This window comes from Mycetocola sp. Y444 (genome assembly GCF_059445295.1).
The window spans coordinates 1,206,762-1,225,724 of record NZ_JCAIUB010000001.1 but is presented as its reverse complement, the minus strand read 5'-3'; the positions used below and the strand labels follow the sequence as shown (position 1 = coordinate 1,225,724).

The following is an 18,963-nucleotide window of genomic DNA, read 5'->3' as shown; positions in this document are numbered from 1 at the left end:
TCACCTCTCTGATTCGGTGGAGACGGGTTCGGTGGTGATGGATTCATTCGGGCTGTGGTCGATCGGGCTGTGGTCGGTGGTTCCGGATGCTGTGGGTCCGGATGGCGTCTGACCTGATGCGATTGCGCCGGATGCCGTCTGATCTGATGCGATTGCGCCGGATGACGTCTGGTCTGACGCGATTGCGCCGGATGCTGTCGACCCCGTCGCGGGGGAGCTGCCCCGGATGGCTGCCCGAGAAACCGGAATGCTGGCGCGGGTGGGGATGGCCAGCTTCTGCGCCGCGCTCGGCTCGGCCTGCCGCCGATCCCGGAATGCCTTCCGCCCACGGAGAGCCCCACGGATGCCTCCCGGCCAGACGGCGGTCACGATGATGAGCAGAGCGCCGAAGACGAGGACCGGGAGATTGCCGGAGAGCCGCTGCTGGAGTTCCCCGGGCAGGGACAGCGCCCCGGTGCCCGTCTGCACGAGCCACGGCAGCAGAACGATGAGGGCGGAACCGATGGCTGCGCCAAGGATGCTGCCCAGGCCACCGACGACAACGGCGACAACGAGCAGGAGCGAAAACGCCAGCGTGTATGCGCCGGGGCTGACCGACTGGGTGACGAAGCACAACACGGCTCCGCCGGCGCCGGCGCCGAGTGCGCTCACGAGGAAGGCGTGCACCTTCACCCGGCCCGCGGGGATGCCGCTGAGGCGAGCCGCCACTTCGTCGTCTCGCACCGCACGCATCCGTAGCCCTGCTTTGCCGTTTCTCACCAGCGTGAGAAGTGTGAGCGTGACGCCAGCGACGAAAATGGCCACCCAGGCCTGCCACTGCTCGACGGCGATGAGGGTCGACAGCGCTTCGGGAACCCCGTCGTAAGCGATCTGCACTCCCTGGTCGCCGCGGAACACCCCAACGAAGACGCTGGTGAAGGCGGGCAGGGCGATGACGAGCGCGAGCGTGACACCGGCGAGGTACGGTCCGTGCAGCCGCGCCGCAGCGAGCCCGAGCAGCAGACCGATGACACCAGCGGCAACAACGCCAGCGAGCAGCCCAAGGACGAACCGGGGGAGCCCCTCGATACCGGCATCCGTCAGCGCGTTCGCGGTGAGCGCGTACCCGTACCCTCCGGCCGCCATCAGCGCGGCGTGGCCGAGCGACAACTGTCCGGTCAGGCCGATGAGCAGGGTGAGCCCGGCGGTGGCACAGAGGTACGCAGCCACGAGTGCCAGCTGGTAGTTGCGGTACGGGTCGAGCAGGAACGTGCAGGCGATGGCGAGCACCGTCAGTGCCACACCTCCTGCGATCACGCGTGGTGTGTCGGTGAGAGACGCCATTATCCGTTTCATGCGACCCTCACCTTGCCCGTTGAGAAGACGCCGCCGGGGCGCACGAGCAGCACACAGACCAGGAGCGCGAGTACCGCGATCGGCGCGACTGTCGAGCCGAGGAAGCCGGTGACGAGCGTGATCAGGATGCCGACCGCAAGGCCGCCGAGAAGCGCACCCACCGGCGAATCGAGTCCGCCGACCACAGCGACGGTGAACGCATATACGAACAGCATGTCCGTGGAGTGCGGGTTCAGCCCGAGCTCGGTCGGCACGAGCAGCAGCGCCGCGAGCGCACTCACCGCCGAGGAGAGCATCCAGCCGAGAGTGAGCATGCGCGAGACCCGGACTCCGAGCAGCCGCGACACCTCCGGTGCGAACGCGGATGCCCTCAGCTGCAGGCCAAGCGAGGTCCGCGTGAACAGCAGGCCAAGCAGCGACATCACAACCACGGCGACGATGAGGACGAACAGGTCGTACGGCGACAGAACGGCAATTCCGCCGATCAGAATGGGGCTTTCGTCGAACGGGGCATCCATCGGCCGGTATTGCTGGCCGAACAGGATGCCGAGGGCTGATTGCAGCACCATCACGAGTCCGATGGCGATAATGACGCCCGCGAGCGGCTGGCCCGCTGGAGCGAATCGCATGACGCCGCGTTCAATGGCGAAGCCGACCAGGAGCCCGGCGAGGATCGCCGCACCCAGCCCCGCGAAGTACGAGCCGGTCAGGCCCGTCACGGCAAAGGCGATGTAGGTGGCGACGAGGGCCATCGCGCCCTGCGCGAAGTTGACGATGCGTGCCGCGCGCCAGATGAGCACGAGCGAGAGCGCGAACAGGGCGAAGATCGCGCCGCGCGCGAGGCCCGTGGCGAGCAGGAAGATGAGTTGATCCATCAGAACCCCAGGTAGGCGTGTCGGAGGGCGTCGTCGGAGGTGAGTTCGGCGGACGGGCGGTCGGCGACGAGTGTGCCGAGGCCAAGCACGACACCGTGGTCGGCGATGGAGAGGGCGCTCACGACGTTCTGCTCGGCGAGCAGCACGGTGAGCCCCGTCGTGTCACGAAGCCGCCGCAGCACGGTCATGATCTGTGCGACCACCCGCGGCGCGAGCCCGAGCGATGGCTCGTCGAGGACGAGCAGCCGGGGCCTCGCGATGATGGCCCTGCCGAGCGCGAGCATCTGGCGTTCTCCACCGGAGAGCTGGTGGCCCGAACTGGTGCGGCGCTGGGCGAGCGGTTCAAACAGCGCGTAGATCTCGTCGACCGCCCCGCCGAGTTCCCGGGGAGAAAACCGCCACAGCCCGCCGAGGCGGAGGTTCTCGTCGACAGTGAGCTCGGCCACGATGCTCCGTCCCTCGGGCACCTGGGCGAGTCCCCGCCGCACCCGGTCCTCGACGCCAACCGCTGCGAGGTCAACTCCGGCGAAACGGATGCTGCCTGACGTGGGGGAAATGAGACCGGCGATCGACCGCAGCAGCGTGGTCTTGCCCGCCCCGTTCGCTCCGAGCAGGGCGACGATGCCCCCGGTCTGAACGCTGAAGCTGACCTCACGCAGGACCGGTGTTTCGCCGTAGCCCGCGCACAGTGCGTCGATCTCGAGCAGTGCGGTCACGATGCGACCTCAACGCCCAGGTAGGCCTCCTCGACGCGCGGGTCGGCCTGCACCTCGCCAGGGGTGCCGCAGGCGATGACACGACCGAAGTCGAGAACGGCGACCCGGTCGGCGAGAGCCATCACGAAGTCCATGTGGTGTTCGACGAGCAAAACCGAGCACCCCGTCGCCGCGACCCGGCGCACGATGGCCGAGAGATCGGCGATATCGCCGGCGCCGAGCCCACCCGCCGGCTCATCGAGGAGCAGGAGGGTCGGCTGGGTGACGAGGGCGCGGGCCAGCGCAACGCGCTTCCGCTCCGGGTATGGCAGCGAGTCGACCGGCCGATGCGCATCGGCGTCGAGGCCGAGGTCACGCAGGGTCTCGGTGGCGATCGTCACGGCGGCGGCGCCGGCTCGCCCGGGTCCGGCCGCCCGGCCCGACCTGCCCGGCGCGGTCAGGGGAACGAGTACGTTCTCGAGAACGCTCATGCCGCCGAACAGACCGAGTCCCTGGAGGGTGCGAGCGACCCCGTGGCGGATGAGGCCGGTCGGCGACGCCGGTGCAGGCACCCCGTCGATCGTCACGCTTCCCGCCGACGGTTTGACCAGCCCGCAGACCGAGTTGAAGACCGTGGTCTTGCCGGCGCCGTTCGGCCCGATCAGCGCGACGGTTTCACCGGCGCCCACGTCGAACGACACGGCGTCGAGGGCCGTCAGGCCGCCGAACCGCACCGTGAGTTCGGTGATCTCGAGGCGGGGGGCAGCGTCGCGTGAGTCGCTCGATCGGACAGGTTGTTGCGTGGACATCGGCACCTCTTTGTGTCGGGATGAGGTCACTCTACAACAGATACCGACTAGCCGGTATGGAAACTTTGGCGAGAGCATCCGGCCCACATCTGCGGACGATGGTGCCGGGTCTGTCTGTCGGCTAGCGGTGGGCGATGGCGGTGGTCATGCCGCCGTCGACGACGAACTCGGCGCCCGTCGTGTAGCCCGATGCGTCACTCGCGAGAAAGACGACGGTGCCCGCGACGTCCTCGGGCAGCGCGGGGCGGCCGAGCGGGATGGACAGCGCCTCGGGATCGATGCGTGTCGTCATGTCGGTGAGGATGAGGCCAGGGTGCACCGAATTGACGCGGATGCCAGCCGGCCCGAGTTCGACGGCGAGCGACTTGGTGAGTCCGCGCACGCCGAACTTCGACGCGGTGTACCCGTGCAGGCCGGGGCTGCCACGCAGCCCTTCAACTGAGGAGATATTGATGATGGATCCGGATGCCTGACGCTTCATCGCCGGCACAACCGCGCGGCAGCCGAGAAACACCCCGGTGAGGTTGACCGCGATCACGGCATCCCACTTCGCCGTCGTGTAGTGCTCGATCGGCGCCGCGTTCGCGATGCCGGCGTTGTTGACGAGGACGTCGAGTGACCCGAACGCCGCGATCGCGGAGTCGACCACCCTGGACCAGTCCTCTTCGTTCGTCACATCGAGGTGTTCGAAGACCGCGCCGTCGCCGAGTTCGGTCGCCAGTGCGACTCCTTCGTCGTGGAGCAGGTCGGCAATCACCACGCGTGCGCCCGCCGCGTGAAGTGCGCGCACATACGCGGCACCCAGTCCGCGGGCTCCGCCCGTCACGACGGCGACCCGCCCTTCGAGGTTCGTCACGGAAAGCTCCCTGTGTCGGTGGTCAGTCGAAACGGATGTGGTCAGTTGAAACGGATGATCAGACGCCCGACGGTCTGCCCGCCGGCCAGCTCCTGAATCGCGGCCGGTGCGTCGTCGACGTCGACGACGCCGCCGATGAGCGGGGAGATGGCGCCCGTCTCGGCGAGTTCCGTCAGCGCGGCATGGGCCTGCCGGACAAGCTCCGGCCGACGCTCGGAGTACAGGGCCCAGTGCAGGCCGAGCACCCCATAGTTCTTGACGAGGGCATGGTTGGCCTTCACCTCGGGTACCGCGCCGCTCGCAAAGCCAACGACGACGATTCGTCCCTCGAACCCGATGCACTTGGTTGAGCGTTCGAAGCTCTCGCCGCCGACCGGGTCGAACACGACGTCGGCGCCGCGGCCGCCGGTGATCTCGTTCACCCTGGCAACAAAGTCCTCGTCGCCGCGGACGATGACGGCCTCGGCACCGGCAGCACGCGCCGACTCCGCTTTGGCTGCGCTGCCCACAACGCCAATCACCCGTGCACCTGCTGCGACCCCGAGCTGAACCGCAGCGCTTCCGACGCCGCCGGCTGCGGCGTGGACCAGAAGGGTCTCGCCCGGCTGGATCGCCGCACGTCGATGCAGGGCGAACCACGCGGTCTGGTAGGCGATCATGAGGCCGGCGGCCTGCTCATCGCTGAGGCTGGCGGGGGCGAGGTGCACGGCGCTGACCGGGAGCACCGCGTATTCAGCGAGTACTCCGATGCCGGTGCCAACCACCCGGTCGCCGATCGCGAACGACGCGCCGCCATCGGCATCCGTTGTTTCACCGATGCCGACGATCTCGCCGCACAGCTCGATGCCAGGGCTGAACGGAATCTCGGGACGCACCTGGTACTCGCCTCGAGCGAGCAGGACGTCCGGAAAGTTCACGGCGACCGCGCGCGTGCGAATCAGGACCTCGCCTTGAGCCGGTTGCGGGATCGGAACGTCGTGGAGTTCGAGGACCTCCGCTGGTTCTCCGTGGCGGACGACCCTCCACGCCCGCATGAGCTCAGTGCCAGGCATTGTTCGCCGCAATGCTGACGAGGTAGAGATCCGTGAGCTGCTGGGCCAGGAGGGTTTTGTCTTCGGGGCCCTCGGGGGAGTACCAGTGCGACAGGTAGTGCACGTCGCTGAAGAAATGGGCGATGAGAACGGGGCGCGGAATGTCTGTGCGGTAAATGCCCTCGTCTTGCCCGGTCTCGATGAGCGTGCTGAAAACATCGTTGTACGCGCGTCGACGCCGGGTGACCTCGTGCTGGCGGGGCTGGGAAAGCATGTGCATGCTGCGGAAGAAGACGGTGCCTTCAGGCAGGAAGTCGATCGAGGTCTCGATCACGTCGATGCAGGCGGCGCGCAGCACGTCGGCGACGGGACCACCGCGTGCGACGATCGCGTCAAGGTGCGCCTTTTGTTCGGTGAGTATGCGCTCATAGATGGCGAAGAGGAGATCGTCCTTGGACTGGAAGTAGTGGTACATCGCGCCCTTGGTCACACCCGCCTTGTCGACGACCTGCTGCACCGACGTGTTGGCGTACCCGTTCGCGGCGAAGAGCTCGACCGCCGCCCGGGTGATGTCGTCTACGACTGTGGTTTCTCTCATCCGTCTTTCCTTCGTCAGTTCTCTCGTCATGGTCAGCCAACCGGGCGGATGCTGCCGCCGCCATCGATCACAACGCATTGTCCGGTGATCCAGGCGGCGTCCTCCGAGAGGAGGAACGCTACAGGACCCGCGACATCCTGCGGTTCGCCGAGCCGGCCGAGTGGATACTCCTCGGCGACGGCTGCTTCCCTGCCCTCGTACAGCGCACGTGCAAAGTCCGTCTTGATGACGGCCGGGGCCACCGCGTTGACCCGGATGCCCGGCGCGAGTTCGAAGGCGAGTTGCGTCGTCAGGTTGATGAGTGCTGCCTTCGATACGCCGTAGAACGCGATACCCGGACTCGCTGCCAGCGCCGAGATCGACGCGAGGTTCACCACTGACCGGCTGAGTCCGGCGGCGACAGTGTCGCGGGTCCACTCGAGGGCGGCGATTACGTTAACGTCGAGGATTTTGCGGATGATGGACGGGTCGCTTTCGAGAACCGGTCCGTACGCGGGGTTGATGCCGGCGTTGTTGACCAGGTGATCGAGCCGACCGTGGCGATCCAGCACGTGCGCAAGCGTTGCGGCCCTGTGGTCACCGTCATCCGCCTTGCCCTGGACAGCCGAAGCCCGTTCGCCCAGTTCGGCGACGGCCGCGTCGAGGGCGTCCTGCTTCCGACCGGTGATGACGACGTAGGCGCCCTCCGCAACAAGTCGGTGGGCGATGGCCAGTCCGATCCCGCGGCTGCCGCCGGTGATCAGGGCAACCCGGCCCTCGAATCTCTGCATTGGCTCTCCTTCGAGTTCTCTGCCTGTGGCGTCGCGGGTACCGGTGCGGATCGGATACCAACCGACCAGCCGGTATGTCACTCGCGAGACTACACTACTGGTTCGGCGCGGCGTACGACCGGCGTGAATTGTTCGAGCGCTGTGCCCCGTCTTCAGGCACTCCGATCGCCTGTACCCCGTTGCCTGTTCGGTGCGGGGTGCCTAGCATGGCGGCATGACCGGTGGTGAGGAACCGCAGGAGTCCGTACGGGGTGCGCAGCCCCGTCGTTATCTGTTCGCGCTCATCGACGCCGGCGGCACGGTTCCACCGGAGCTCGGGGTTGTTCGCCGGCTCGTCGACAGGGGGCACAGTGTCACGGTGCTCGCGGGCGAGTCGATCGCGGATCAGGTGCACAGCACCGGCGCCGACTTCCTGCCCCGCGCGTCGGCCCCGTCCGGTGTCTTCCGGGACTGGGACCTCTCACCGCTGGGACTCGCCAAAGCCATGGCCGACCACATGATGATCGGGCCGGCACCCGCCCAGGCCATCGATACCGGGGCGGCGATCGATTCACTCCACCCCGACCTCGTCGTTGCATCCGCCTTCGCGGTCGGCGCGATGGTTGCTGCGGAGGCCCGCGGCGTTCCGTTCGACCTCCTCGTTCCCAACGTCTATCCCTTTCCTGCCGAGGGGATGCCACCGTTCGGGGCGGGGCTCACGCCTTCTCGCGGACCTCTCGGCCGCACACGCGACAGGGTTTTCTCGGCCGCCGGGGTTCGACTCTTCGACAGGTACGCCCTGGCCGGGACCAACGCGCTTCGTGCCGAATACGGGTTGAGCCCGGTAACGACAGCATGGGATCAAATGCGCCGGGCACAGCGCCACCTGATTCTGACGTCACAGTCATTTGATTTCCCGGGACGGCTTCCGGCGAATGCGCGCTATGTCGGACCGATTCTGGATGATCCGGGCTGGGCGGTGGGAGACGCGTGGGTTCCGCCAGCCGGTAACGACCCGCTCGTGCTCGTTGCGATGTCGTCAACGTTCCAGAATCACGTCGGGAGTATGCAGCGAATTGTCGATGCGATGGGGATGCGGCCCGTGCGCGGGCTCGTCACAACAGGCCCCGCTGTGCGCCCCGACGACATCGTTGCGGCGTCCAACGTCACGGTTGTCGAGTCAGCACCCCACCAGGAGGTCCTGCGCCACGCTGACGTCGTCATCACGCACGGTGGTCACGGAACGGTGATCAAAGCCCTCGCTGAGGGAGTGCCGCTCATCGTTCTCTCCCACGGCAGGGACCAGGCCGACAACGCCATCCGAGTCACAACGCGAGGTGCCGGGATCTCGCTGTCGCGCCGCGCTTCCGCTCCACGAATAGCCCGGGCTCTCGATGACGTTCTCAGCACACCGTCCTACGGCGAGGCCGCGAAGAGGCTCGGCGCCGATGTCGCGCGTGAGGCATCCGGGAGCGCGCTGCTCGAGGAACTGGAGCGGCGGCTGTGAGCCGCGCCTCAGCCCCCGTCGGTCGTCACGGCGACCTGGGGTTTGCGCATCGACGCGAGCGGCGAGAAGTGTAGCGGGGCCGTCTCCCACCGCGTCGTGAACGTCGAGGATGCCAGGTCAAGTACGACGTGCAGCCTGTGCGGCGTATCGATGAACATGACATCGACGGCCAGGATGCTGCCACCCGGCTGCCAGCCAACGCTTGCGGAGGTCGCATCGTGCGTGATCCAGGCACCGAAGCCCGCCGGAACCTCGAGCCGGGCGTCACGCTCGACGAACGTGAGGCGCAACTCGGTGTCGGTGGCGCCTGGCTCGACGACCAGGTGTCTGAGGCCGGGGTAGGAGGTGTCGGGGAGCGTCGGCGTGAACGTGCCGCCGTCGATCCGCTGGTCGCTCGAACCTCGTTCGACCGGGGTGATGGCGAGGGACGCCAGCTGTGCGTCGAGCGCGGCATCCGCTTTCTCGCTCCCGCGTTCCTCGCCGGGCTGGCCGATCGCGGGCAGCAGGTGAGTCCACGCCAGATCGAGAACGCCCTGCATGTCAGTGCTCTGGCCGGTCATCGCGAGAACGACCCCGTGCTCGGGCAGAATCACGCAGAACTGTCCGTACGCGCCGTCTCCCCGGTAGCCGTGGCGTGCCATCCAGAACTGGAAGCCGTAGCCCTGCTCCCAGTCGGATGCGGGATTGGAACCGTTGGACACGTGCGCCCTGGTCGCCTCGTCCACCCATTCACCTGGTAGCAGCTGCGCTCCGTTCCACTCTCCGCGCTGCAGGTAGAGCTGGCCGAGGGACGCGATCGCTTCGGTCGGTGCGTGGAAGCCGCTGAAGCCAAGTTCGTGGCCGGCGGCATCCGTGATCCAGCCGGTGTCGTCGATTCCGAGCGGATCGAACAGCCGGGGCCTGAGGTATTCGGTGAGCGACTGGCCTGTGGCGCGCTGCACAATGAGGCCGGCGGTGTACGTGCACGGCTGGTTGTACGCGAACACCGAGCCGGGCTCCTCGTCGGGAGGGAGCAGCAGGAATCCGCGCACGATGTTCACCGGGTCGATGGCGAGGGCGCGATCCAGGGTTTCTTCGCGGTGCCCGCTCGCCATCGAGAGGATGTGCCTGATGCGCATCGAACGGCTGCGGGGATCGGTGATCTCTGCGTCGAGCTCGGGGAAATGACTGAGAACGGTGTCGTCGAGGCTGAGCAGGCCTTCCTCGACGGCAAACCCGACCGCGGTCGACGTGAAGCTCTTGCTGAGCGAGTAGAGCAGGTGCGGTCGGTCCGCCGTGTATGGCGCCCACCAGCCCTCGGCGAGAACGTGGCCGTCGCGCAGCACCATGAGACTGTGCGGTTCGATGTCGGGGGCCGCCTCGAGTGCCGAGATGAAGGATGTTATCCCTCGTGCGTCGACGGAATGGGCTGACGGAGTGCTTCTCGGCAGTGAGCTGTGCATGGGCTCAATCGTATGACCCTTCACGGGAACTGATGACCGCCTCCGGCCTCAGGATGCCTGGGCTTGTGTTGTGGTTGCGTGGCTCATCGCCCAGTCGATCGCGTGATCCGCTACTTCCTCCCATCCGGCCTGGCTCACGATGCGGTGGGACCGTCCGGGGTATTCGACGCGCTCGACGAGCGAGGGCCCCGCAGCGTACTTCTTGAGCATTGCCTTCTGGATCGCCGGTGGGGCGACGTGGTCGATGGCACCGGAGATGAGCAACAGCGGAGCCCTGCCCGGCTTTCTGAAGTCCACGCGGGTGATGCCCGACCGAGGCCGTGGGATCGACGCCACTCCCTCGAAGAAGATCCGGTTCGGCGAGTCGACAGCACTGGCTTCCCACTCACGATCGGATTCCGCACGGCTCAGGTCATTGCCGAAGGTGTAGTGGAAGTGTCCCTTGCTGATCGGCTTCGTCTTGTTGATCCGGAACGGGTTCGAGAGGATCGGGAACCCCGTCCGCAGCGTGCTGAATGGGAGTGTCGTCACGCCGGCCGGCTGGCCCGGTTCGACGCCGACTCCGGCAATGCCGAGGCCTCGATCGAGAAGCATCTGGATGAAGATTCCGCCGAAGGAGTGGCCCATGATGATGGGCGACTGGTCGAGCTCACGGATGATGCGGTCGTAGTGGTCTACAGCCTTACGGATGCCAAGTCCCTCCAGCGCCCGGGGATCCCGCCGGACATCGGCGGGAGATCGGTCGTCGATTCCTGGCCACCCCGGGACGATCACCTCGTGGCCCCTGGCGCGATAACGTCCGGCCCACGTGTTCCAGCTCGATGGCGTCATCCACAGCCCGTGGACGAGGACGACCGGGGGCTTTCTGCCGGGTGATACCGGCTCGGCGTGTTCGTCAGACATGACGCTCCTTCGTTTGGATTCGAATGCGTGGGATGCCCAGAAGCTAGCGGTTTTTGCTCGGTGAGCGCCTTCACTTCCCGCGCACTTTTCTGTGCAGGTTGTGCACACCGGCGGGAGCGGCGTCGGCCTCAGGACACCTGAGCAGTGCGCATGTCGGGTCCCAGGCGGGCGCTGTCGCGTTCCGGGGCGCTGAGCAGGTGCCATTCGGATGGCGCACACCCGAATCGGCCGCGGAAGGCTCGTGAAAACGACGAGTGGTCGGTAAATCCGCAGAACCGTCCGATGGCTGACACTGAAAGATGGGCTGTGGATTGTTCGCCGAGCAAATCAGCCGCGCGAGCGAGGCGTTCCTCGCGGACCCACTCTTTCATCGAGATCCCGCGCTGCCGCATGACGGCGAAGAGATAGCGCCGGGACACCCCGAAATACGCGGCTACGCGATCGACGGTGAGGTCCGGATCGGTGGCGTGCGTCTTCAGATACGCCATGACCCGGAGCCCGAGCGTTCGACCCAGCGGTTCGCGGCTCCGGAACTCATCGCCCGCCGCGGTCGTCAGAAGCGCGCGGACGATCTCGATCGACGGAGCGGCGAGCGCCGACTCGTTGTCGGGATCGAGCGGGGGAAGCGCCGAGAGGTCAGCGAGGTAACTGGCGAGAAAGGACGCCATCGGACTGTGCCCGATGTCCTGGGATACGAGGTTGCGGAGAAACAGGTGCGGCAGGCCGAGGTCATCCAGTGGCAACGAGAAGCCGCGGAAGAGGCTCGCCGATGGGACCATGACCGTCCAGGGTGACAGGCTCCAGATGGGGATGATGGAACCGGGCATGTTGCGGTGAAACGCATCGCCGTGCGCGATGGCTACCGGTCCCGTCGACACGGTGAGAACCAGCCGCGGCTCCGAAAAATCGTGGGCCTGCGCGGTGGTCCGCTCGCCGACGTAGTTATTGAAGTGGGTCTGTGTCAGTTCGATGCCCCGGAGCCGGCGGGTCTGGTGATCGAAGTGAACGGGCTTCGTCGCCTCGAGCGCGCCAGCGTGAAAGGCCACCGACGCCGAGCGGGCCAGTTCGTCGAGCAGCGCCGATCGGTCAGAGAGACCAAGCCCTCGCACGCTGAACTTTTCCATCCGGTCTCACCGACCTCGATCACGTCAGGATGTTGCGCCGCTGCCCCGTGAGGCGTTGTTGCGACGACAGTAACGCACGTGGCGCATTCTGGCCATGAGTAGCCGACCTGGAACCCACACCGGCGTGCGCGGTCTTCTTCCGGTTGTGGCATGGGCCGGGACCGGATGCCGGTTACCATCGGTGGATGCCCCCACGCTCACCACTCCCGCAGCGCCACGGGCTTGACCCGGCGTGGATGCGCACGGCCGACCTCGATCGGACGCAGCCTGACCCGTGGTCGACGATGGGCGCGTGGCTTGACGCGCGACTCTCCGAGTTCATCGACGTCGATGCGTTTCTCGCCGACGGGCGCTTTGTCTACGAGTCTGGAGCCGCGGTTTCCGGGAGCGATGGGTATCGGCCGCATACGTTCGTGTGGTTTCACCGGGATCTCCGGGAGGAAGCATCCGTACCGGGAGATATCCACGTCGTTCACCGGGATGATCGGATCGTCGTCATCGACAAACCGCCGTTCCTCGCGACGATCCCGCGCGGCAGGCACGTGCAGCAGAGCGTTGTCGTGCGGCTCCGCGCTGAACTCGGTCTGCCAGAACTGTCACCGCTGCACCGTCTGGACCGGGTGACATCCGGTCTGCTCATTCTCGCCACCGAGAAGCGCTGGCGGGCGGCGTATCAAACCATGTTCCAGCGCGGTGATGTCGGCAAGGTTTATCGCGCGCTCGCCCCCGTGCGGTCGGACCTGCACCTGCCCGCCGTGGTGACCAGCCACCTGATCAAACGCCGTGGCCACATGCAGGCGGAGACGGTCGCTGACCTGCCCGCGAACTCGGAGTCGCTGATCGAGCTCGAGGCGGCCCTCGGCGATGACCGGGCCGTGTATCGACTCACGCCCCGAACCGGCCGCACCCACCAGCTGCGGATGCACATGCTGAGCCTCGGGATCCCGATCAGCGGCGATCCGCTCTACCCGGTCGTTCGGGACGTGTCGGTGGACGATTTTGCGAACCCGCTGCAGTTGCTCGCGAGCGAGCTGAGTTTCACCGATCCGATCGACGGACGGCCGCAATCGTTCGAGAGCGTGCGGGCTCTGCCGTTGCTGGGGGAGCGCGCGCCGGACTGAGCTCAGACCGAGAAGCCGCCGTCGGCCTTGATCAGCTGCCCGGACACCCAGCGACCCTCTGGCGACGCAAGGAAGCTCACGACGCCGGCGATGTCATCCGGTGTGCCGAGTCGGCCGGTCGGTTGGCGCGCGATCGCCGACGCACGGATCTCGTCGTTCATCCAGCCGGTGTCGACGGGACCGGGGTTGAGAACGTTCGACGAGATGCCGAGCCCGCCCAGTTCGCGGGCAGCGGCGATGACGATCCGGTCGAGTGCGCCCTTGCTGGCACCGTACGGCATGTTGTCGACGACGTGGTCGCTGGTGAGAGCGATGATCGACCCGCCACCTGGCGGGACCTGTTCCGCGAGGGCACGGATGAGGAGCCAGGCCGCGCGGGTGTTCACCGCGAAATGGCGGTCGAAGCTCTCGATTGTCGTATCCAGGATGCCCGAATCCACCGACTCAGAGTGCGCGAGCACGAGGGTGGAAACTGGACCGAGCTCGGCGGCTGCCCGTTCGATCACGGAGCCGGCGCCGCTGGGATGGGCGAGGTCCGCCTCGATCGGGAGCACTCGCCTGCCCGTCGCGCGGAGCTCATCCGCGATGTCGGTCGGATCGGCCGGCGAGCCGCCCAGCGACATCCGCTGTTCGTATGGTGTCCAGTAGTTGAACGCGATATCGAATCCGTCGTGCGCCAGGCGGAGCGCGACCGCCCGTGCGATACCGTTTCTGCGCCCGACCCCGGTGATGCAGGCGACGCGGGGCTTATTGGTCTGGTCTGACATGCTGCCAACGTATCGGAAGGTGAGCGGCTGCGCCGGATCGCCGAGCGCTGCACATCCATGCTCGCGCTGCACAAGCTTCTGTAGCGCGGGCATGGAACTGGAGCGCTCGATGCCGAGGGGCGCTCGACCCCGGCTCCCGAACTAGACTGCAGCGATGATGGCAGCGCAGCCGGGGCTCGACGCGGAGCCGATCACGCTCACGCTCCCTTTTGCCGGCCCGTGGCTGGTCCAGAACAGCCCGGCCAGGCGAGTACCGAGTCACGGGACCGACCTGCTCGGTGAGAGATACGCGATCGACTTTGTCGGGGTCGACGCTCGCCGCCGCACCGCGGGGCGATCCGGCTGGAATGCTCTGATTGGCACCGAGCCACCGGAGATGTTCTTCTCCTTCGGGCGGCCGATCCTCGCGCCGTGTGACGGCACAGTGGTTGCCCGTCACGACGGAGAGCCCGACCACGAGGCTCGCCGTTCGCCACTCACTCTCGTGCCGTACCTGCTCGGCCAGCGCGACAGGCTTCAGCAGGGAATCGCAGCGATCGCCGGCAACCACGTCATACTCCGTCTCGATGACCGCGACGCGTATGTCGGCCTCGTGCACCTGAAGCGGCGCTCGTTCCGGGTCGACGTCGGCGATCGGGTGTCCGTGGGGCAGCAGCTCGCCGAGTGCGGAAACTCCGGTAACTCGACCCAGCCCCACGTGCACGTCCAGGCCATGGACAGCGCCGACCTGTCGGTCGCCCGCGGCATCCCCATCGTGTTTCGCGACTTCAGCGAGCAGATGCTTCGAACCCGGGGGTTTCGTTCGCGCGCCTTCGGGGTGCCGGGTGAGGGGTCGGTCGTCGAGTCCACCGCGACACGGCAGGACTGACAGGCAGGCATCAGCCGATGCGCTGCTCCAGGTAGCTCTCGGCCTCGCTGTGCACGACCCTCGCGAGGGCGCCGTTCACCAGACTCATCTGGGGCGGGACGTGGCCGCACTCGATGTCGGCGACAATCGGTACGCCGAGCGAACCCAGGGCGTCAAGGACTGCCTCATCCTGGCTGAGCGAGTCCATGTCCGGTGCCGCGGTGCGACCGATGAGAATTGCGGATGCTCCGTCGAAGAATCCTGCAAGACGCATTCCGTGCAGGTTCCTGCAGATATCGAACGCGTTGTCCCCGGCTGCCTCGAGGTACACGAGGGTCGGCTCCTGGCCCGAGGTGCCTCGGAGAGGCGCTGTCGAGCCGAACGGCGTGCCCACGACGTTCGCGAGCGTTTCGATACATCCGCCGATCAGCCGGCCAGCGGCATCCACCGGTTCGATACCGGCGTCGAGGCGGCGCCAGGTCCCGGTGCCCGTCCAGCGGTGCCTGGTCACGTCGGGCTGCGCAAACCAGTCGTCGTGGTCGTTCGCGCGGTGCAAGTTCGCGGGGGACTGACGAATGACTGCTCCGACCGGCGCCATCGCGATGTCGAGCCAGCTCGCGAGGGACTCGGGAAGCTCATACGGGGTGTCCATGAGGTTGGGGCCGTGGATCGTCGCCCAGCCCGAGAGAAGGGTGAGAGGAGTGAGGAGCGTCGACACGTCTGAATAACCCACGAACCAGGTCGGCTCCGCGGCGGCCAGCGCGTCGAAGTCGAGCAGGGGCAGCAGGTCTATCGCTGTTTCCCCGCCCCACGGCGGGATGACCGCGCGAATCGCTGGATCGAGCAGCATCCCCATCAGCTCGCCGGCGCGAGCGGATGCCGGTGCGCTGATATGCCCGGTCCCGTCCATGCACTCGCCGACCTCGACCCGGAAACCCCTGTCGCGAAGCCACTGGATCGCGAACTCCAGTCGCCCCCGTTCTCTCTCACCGACACCGCTCGACGGTGCCGTCACCCCGATGAGGTCGCCGGGCTGGAGAGGGGCGGGGAAGACAGGATGCATCGGGCCAGAATGCCATAGTTCGGTGGCGGGATGCCTGCGCTGGCGGCCGGCTCTCGCCGTTCGCGGGTGCTGCGTCCGGCGCTGCGGGGGAGTCGGAGAGAGCGCCCTCACGGTGCGTTGACGGCGCGCGCCAAAGAGTGGCGGCGGGCACCCTAGGCTGAAGCCATGGAAAACGCCCCAGCCGCAGCTGAAGCCACGACCCTCGACCCCCGTGAGCTCGCCGTTGCGCTCATGGACATCTCCGCCGATGTACGGCGGAAGTCGCACGAGGGCGCCGGCGTTCCGGCGCTGTCCAATGGCGCTTTCGACATCGTGCGGGTCATCGAGAGCAACCCGGGAATCACCGTCGCCGATCTCGCCTCCCGACTCGGTCGGCAGCTCAGCAACGTGAGCACCCAGCTGAAGGAACTCGTCGTCAGGGGCTTGATCATCCGCAAGCACAACCCCGCGGACAAACGCTACGTCGCGTTGTATCCGACCGAGGAGTCGCTCGGGATCAAGACCCTCCTCGAGACGGCGTGGTCTGATGCGCTTGGCAATGCCGCGTCACAACTCTCCGCCGAGGAACTCGAGCAGGTCCAGTCGAGCCTTCCCGCTCTTCGGCGCCTCGCCGAGATCCTCAGTAAGGAAAACTAACGCTCGGGTGTCGGCGCGAAATCGTGCACTACGGCCTCGCCACCCTGCACGGTGACACAGGACGACTCAGGGATTTCCTGCCACGCGCCGCGGAGGTCCCCGAAGGGCTCTGACACGATGAGCCGCGCATCGTCGGAGAGTTTGTGAAGCACAGGGTTGTCGGGGTACTGGTGGCGGAGAGTGGAAATCTCTGTGCTGTGAAACAGTGACCGCGACAACCTCTCACTGGAGTAACGAAACGCCCAGGTGGTGTCGCCGTCGGTCGTGGCCACGGTCATCTGAAGAGGAAACGGGATCCCGTGGCGCCGACCGGTCTCCTCGATGAGGCTGACCGCTCGGGCAACGGCCAGCCGCGGATTCTGTTCGAGGCCGAAGGTGAGAGCGAGGAAGAAGAACACCTCGGAGTCCGTCGACCCCTCGATCTCCGGATACAGCGACGGGTCAACAGTCATAATCAGGTCCCGCTTGACCGAGTGGAAGTTCGCGATCGAACCGTTGTGCATCCACAACCACTTGTCATGCCTGAACGGATGACAGTTCGTCTGCTGGATCGGTGTGCCCGTTGATGCGCGAACGTGCGCGAAAAAGCGACCGGTGGATGTCTGCGCTGACAGTTCCCGGAGGTTGCGGTCGTTCCACGCCGGCTCCATGCTGTGAACGATTCCGGGTGTGGCTCCTCGGCCGTACCAGCCGATGCCGAATCCATCACCGTTGACGGATTCGACGCCGAGCGTCGAGCGCTTACTTTGAATGATGAGTGAATTGGCCGGCTTGTAGAGCAGGTCTTCAAGCATCACCGGTGAACCGGAATACGCAAGCCAACGACACATGGGGTTCTCGCTCTCGTTTCGGCACCACTGGATCCGTCAAGCAAGCGGCCATTCTCTCACCGGCGTAGCGCCGTGAACCGGGCAAGAAGCCACCCACCTGGGACCAGCGCACACCCGATCGCGGGGAGCGCCGACACCAGCGGCAGTACAACCGAGAGAACATCTCTCTCGATGCCCGGGTTGTCTGGCACGAACTGGACGAAGTAGAGGTTCCGGTCGATGACCCCGATGAGGATCAACCCGAGGCCGAGGAGCACCGCGACACGCGGACTCAGCCTGGGTGGGAGGCGCGATTCGTCCGGTTCGTCACCAGTGCCTGTTTCTGTGCCGGTCCACGCTCGTTCAGGCGCCGGGACGACGCCGGCGACGACCGCGGCGACAAGGAACCCGGCGCCGAGCGATATGAAAAGGTTCAACAGTGCGATGAGCGACATCACGGGCCAGCTCACGGCGAGCTCCTGACCGCCCAGAGACGAGGCGGCCACCGCGACAGCCCACGAGCCATAAACGCCGCTGAGGATGAGGACGATGCCCAGCCAGAACGCCCGTCGTGGGTCGAGCCAGTCCGCGATGCCCCGGCGCGGCCGGTGGCGCATGGTTTCGGATGTCATGGCCCGAAGCTACTGGACGTCGGCGAACCGCGCCAGAGAGGCTGCGGGCCGTGCCGGAGCCCGCCCGCCCCTGCCTAGTTGTCCGCGAGCGCGGGCAGGAGTCGGACGAGCCTCGCCGTGTTCGACTCATCGATCTCGGCGATGGAGTCCCGTGACTTCACGAAATCGGAGAACGAACGGTACCCGAGGGCCTTCTCGCTGAACGACGGGTCCATGCGCTTCATCTGGGTCTTCACGTTTGAACTGTGCAGCCAGTCGGCGTCGTCCTTCTCGTGACCGAGCCGCAGGGCCCGCTCGAGAAGACCCGTTGCGACCTCCTGGGGGTCCGGCTCGTCCTCGGGCTCGTCCTCGACGATCGGGTCAGGGGAGGCGGCGCGTCTCGATGCGCGGCGCCGAGGCGGTGCCGCAGCAATGTCGGGGCCGGAGAAGACCAGAGCCGTCGCGGGAGCGGCGTCCTTCGGGGCCTCCTCGGCGACAGCATCCGTTGGCGTCTTCTTCGAGCGTGACGGTCGTTTCTCCGGCGCAGCTGTTTCGGGCGCCTTCTTCTCCACGACCGGGGTCGCGGGGAGAGCCTTGATGCCGGGGAGCGCGTCATAGGTCGCGAACTCGTCACACGCGGCGGCGAGCGAGCGGCTTGTCGACCCGGCGACGCCGATGCCGACGACGTACCGGCCGAGGCGCTTGCAGCGCTGGGCGAGCGGGATGTAATCCGAGTCACCGGCGACGATGATCACGTGCGTGAGGTCGGGGAGGCGGAACATGTCCTCGACCGTGTCCACGGCGAGGCGGATGTCTGCGCCATTTTTCGCGTATGCGGCCGCGGGGAACAGCTGGACCAGGTCGACAGCACGGTTGACCAGCTGGCCGCGGTAGTCGGCGTTGACCGGCGCTGACCAGTCCGCGTACGCGCGCGTCAGCACGAGGGTGCCGAAGGATGAGGCGAAGTCGATGATGGCGCCGACGTCGACAGTTGCCAGGGCGAGCTTCTCGGCCGCTTCGGGGTCGGCCTGCCGGTCTGCTGGGCTGAAACCGCGGGCACGATCGCGCATGAACTGGCCGCGGCCGTGCACCTGGTCGTACCGCGAGATCACTATGTTGTCGAAGTCGATATAGACGGCGACGCGAGAGTCGACGGGTTCAGGCATGGGGAAAAACTCTTCTCAA

The 18,963-nt window shown here is 66.7% G+C and carries 20 protein-coding genes; 4 read left to right on the top strand and 16 right to left on the bottom strand.

The window, feature by feature from the left end; translation table 11 throughout:
• The 8 genes from AC1C2M_RS05855 to AC1C2M_RS05820 form a co-directional block, all read right to left on the bottom strand.
• Entirely contained in the window at positions 1-1,335 is a 1,335-nt protein-coding gene (locus AC1C2M_RS05855; RefSeq protein WP_495435541.1) for a branched-chain amino acid ABC transporter permease, read from the bottom strand.
• Positions 1,332-2,210 (bottom strand): branched-chain amino acid ABC transporter permease, encoded by an 879-nt coding sequence (locus AC1C2M_RS05850; RefSeq protein WP_495435540.1) that lies wholly within the window; start codon positions 2,208-2,210, stop codon positions 1,332-1,334. Before AC1C2M_RS05850 ends, AC1C2M_RS05855 begins: the two co-directional genes overlap by 4 nt.
• A complete protein-coding gene (locus AC1C2M_RS05845; protein WP_495435539.1) occupies positions 2,210-2,926 on the bottom strand; it encodes an ABC transporter ATP-binding protein in 717 nt (238 codons plus the stop codon). The genes AC1C2M_RS05850 and AC1C2M_RS05845 overlap by 1 nt, the downstream gene beginning before the upstream one ends.
• Positions 2,923-3,714 carry an ABC transporter ATP-binding protein gene (locus AC1C2M_RS05840; RefSeq protein ID WP_495435538.1) on the bottom strand — a complete coding sequence of 264 codons (792 nt, stop codon included), beginning with the start codon at positions 3,712-3,714 and terminating at the stop codon, positions 2,923-2,925. Before AC1C2M_RS05840 ends, AC1C2M_RS05845 begins: the two co-directional genes overlap by 4 nt.
• A gap of 121 nt (positions 3,715-3,835) precedes the next feature.
• Positions 3,836-4,570, bottom strand: coding sequence for a glucose 1-dehydrogenase (locus tag AC1C2M_RS05835; RefSeq protein WP_495435537.1), 735 nt, complete (start codon positions 4,568-4,570; stop codon positions 3,836-3,838).
• 41 nt (positions 4,571-4,611) lie between these two features.
• Positions 4,612-5,622 carry an NADPH:quinone oxidoreductase family protein gene (locus AC1C2M_RS05830; RefSeq protein ID WP_495435536.1) on the bottom strand — a complete coding sequence of 337 codons (1,011 nt, stop codon included), beginning with the start codon at positions 5,620-5,622 and terminating at the stop codon, positions 4,612-4,614.
• Positions 5,609-6,199, bottom strand: coding sequence for a TetR/AcrR family transcriptional regulator (locus AC1C2M_RS05825; protein ID WP_495435535.1), 591 nt, complete (start codon positions 6,197-6,199; stop codon positions 5,609-5,611). The genes AC1C2M_RS05830 and AC1C2M_RS05825 overlap by 14 nt, the downstream gene beginning before the upstream one ends.
• A 32-nt stretch (positions 6,200-6,231) precedes the next feature.
• The gene (locus AC1C2M_RS05820) at positions 6,232-6,969 is read right to left on the bottom strand and encodes an SDR family oxidoreductase (RefSeq protein ID WP_495435534.1); all 738 of its coding nucleotides are present in this window, start codon (positions 6,967-6,969) and stop codon (positions 6,232-6,234) included.
• Between the two features lie 214 nt (positions 6,970-7,183).
• Between AC1C2M_RS05820 and AC1C2M_RS05815 the strand changes: the two genes are divergently transcribed.
• Complete coding sequence (locus AC1C2M_RS05815; RefSeq protein ID WP_495435533.1) at positions 7,184-8,455, top strand: glycosyltransferase; 1,272 nt, start codon at positions 7,184-7,186, stop codon at positions 8,453-8,455.
• 8 nt (positions 8,456-8,463) lie between these two features.
• On the opposite strand, the gene AC1C2M_RS05810 is transcribed toward AC1C2M_RS05815, so the two are convergent.
• From AC1C2M_RS05810 to AC1C2M_RS05800, 3 genes are all read right to left on the bottom strand, one after another.
• The gene (locus AC1C2M_RS05810) at positions 8,464-9,897 is read right to left on the bottom strand and encodes a serine hydrolase domain-containing protein (RefSeq protein WP_495435532.1); all 1,434 of its coding nucleotides are present in this window, start codon (positions 9,895-9,897) and stop codon (positions 8,464-8,466) included.
• A 48-nt stretch (positions 9,898-9,945) separates the two neighbouring features.
• Positions 9,946-10,800 (bottom strand): alpha/beta hydrolase, encoded by an 855-nt coding sequence (locus AC1C2M_RS05805; RefSeq protein WP_495435531.1) that lies wholly within the window; start codon positions 10,798-10,800, stop codon positions 9,946-9,948.
• A gap of 128 nt (positions 10,801-10,928) precedes the next feature.
• Positions 10,929-11,924, bottom strand: a complete 996-nt coding sequence (locus tag AC1C2M_RS05800; protein ID WP_495435530.1) for a helix-turn-helix transcriptional regulator — start codon at positions 11,922-11,924, stop codon at positions 10,929-10,931.
• Positions 11,925-12,109: 185 nt separating this feature from the next.
• Here AC1C2M_RS05800 and AC1C2M_RS05795 point away from each other — a divergent pair, with 185 nt between their 5' ends.
• Positions 12,110-13,045, top strand: a complete 936-nt coding sequence (locus AC1C2M_RS05795) for a pseudouridine synthase (protein ID WP_495435529.1) — start codon at positions 12,110-12,112, stop codon at positions 13,043-13,045.
• A 2-nt stretch (positions 13,046-13,047) separates the two neighbouring features.
• Here AC1C2M_RS05795 and AC1C2M_RS05790 read toward each other — a convergent pair whose 3' ends face one another.
• Positions 13,048-13,812, bottom strand: coding sequence for an SDR family oxidoreductase (locus AC1C2M_RS05790; protein ID WP_495435528.1), 765 nt, complete (start codon positions 13,810-13,812; stop codon positions 13,048-13,050).
• Positions 13,813-13,966: 154 nt separating this feature from the next.
• On the opposite strand from AC1C2M_RS05790, the gene AC1C2M_RS05785 reads away from it, so the two are divergent.
• The gene (locus tag AC1C2M_RS05785) at positions 13,967-14,680 is read left to right on the top strand and encodes a M23 family metallopeptidase (RefSeq protein WP_495435527.1); all 714 of its coding nucleotides are present in this window, start codon (positions 13,967-13,969) and stop codon (positions 14,678-14,680) included.
• A 10-nt stretch (positions 14,681-14,690) separates the two neighbouring features.
• On the opposite strand, the gene AC1C2M_RS05780 is transcribed toward AC1C2M_RS05785, so the two are convergent.
• Positions 14,691-15,722, bottom strand: coding sequence for a S66 family peptidase (locus AC1C2M_RS05780; protein ID WP_495435526.1), 1,032 nt, complete (start codon positions 15,720-15,722; stop codon positions 14,691-14,693).
• A gap of 165 nt (positions 15,723-15,887) precedes the next feature.
• Here AC1C2M_RS05780 and AC1C2M_RS05775 point away from each other — a divergent pair, with 165 nt between their 5' ends.
• Positions 15,888-16,358 (top strand): MarR family winged helix-turn-helix transcriptional regulator, encoded by a 471-nt coding sequence (locus tag AC1C2M_RS05775; protein WP_495435525.1) that lies wholly within the window; start codon positions 15,888-15,890, stop codon positions 16,356-16,358.
• Here AC1C2M_RS05775 and AC1C2M_RS05770 read toward each other — a convergent pair.
• The 3 genes from AC1C2M_RS05770 to AC1C2M_RS05760 all read right to left on the bottom strand — a co-directional run bounded on the left by AC1C2M_RS05770 (position 16,355) and on the right by AC1C2M_RS05760 (position 18,944).
• Complete coding sequence (locus AC1C2M_RS05770) at positions 16,355-17,188, bottom strand: class II glutamine amidotransferase (RefSeq protein ID WP_495435524.1); 834 nt, start codon at positions 17,186-17,188, stop codon at positions 16,355-16,357. The two genes, AC1C2M_RS05775 and AC1C2M_RS05770, sit on opposite strands and share 4 nt — an antisense overlap.
• A gap of 56 nt (positions 17,189-17,244) precedes the next feature.
• Positions 17,245-17,799, bottom strand: a complete 555-nt coding sequence (locus tag AC1C2M_RS05765) for a hypothetical protein (protein WP_495435523.1) — start codon at positions 17,797-17,799, stop codon at positions 17,245-17,247.
• Positions 17,800-17,873: 74 nt separating this feature from the next.
• The gene (locus tag AC1C2M_RS05760) at positions 17,874-18,944 is read right to left on the bottom strand and encodes an NYN domain-containing protein (protein WP_495435522.1); all 1,071 of its coding nucleotides are present in this window, start codon (positions 18,942-18,944) and stop codon (positions 17,874-17,876) included.
• Positions 18,945-18,963 lie beyond the last annotated feature (19 nt).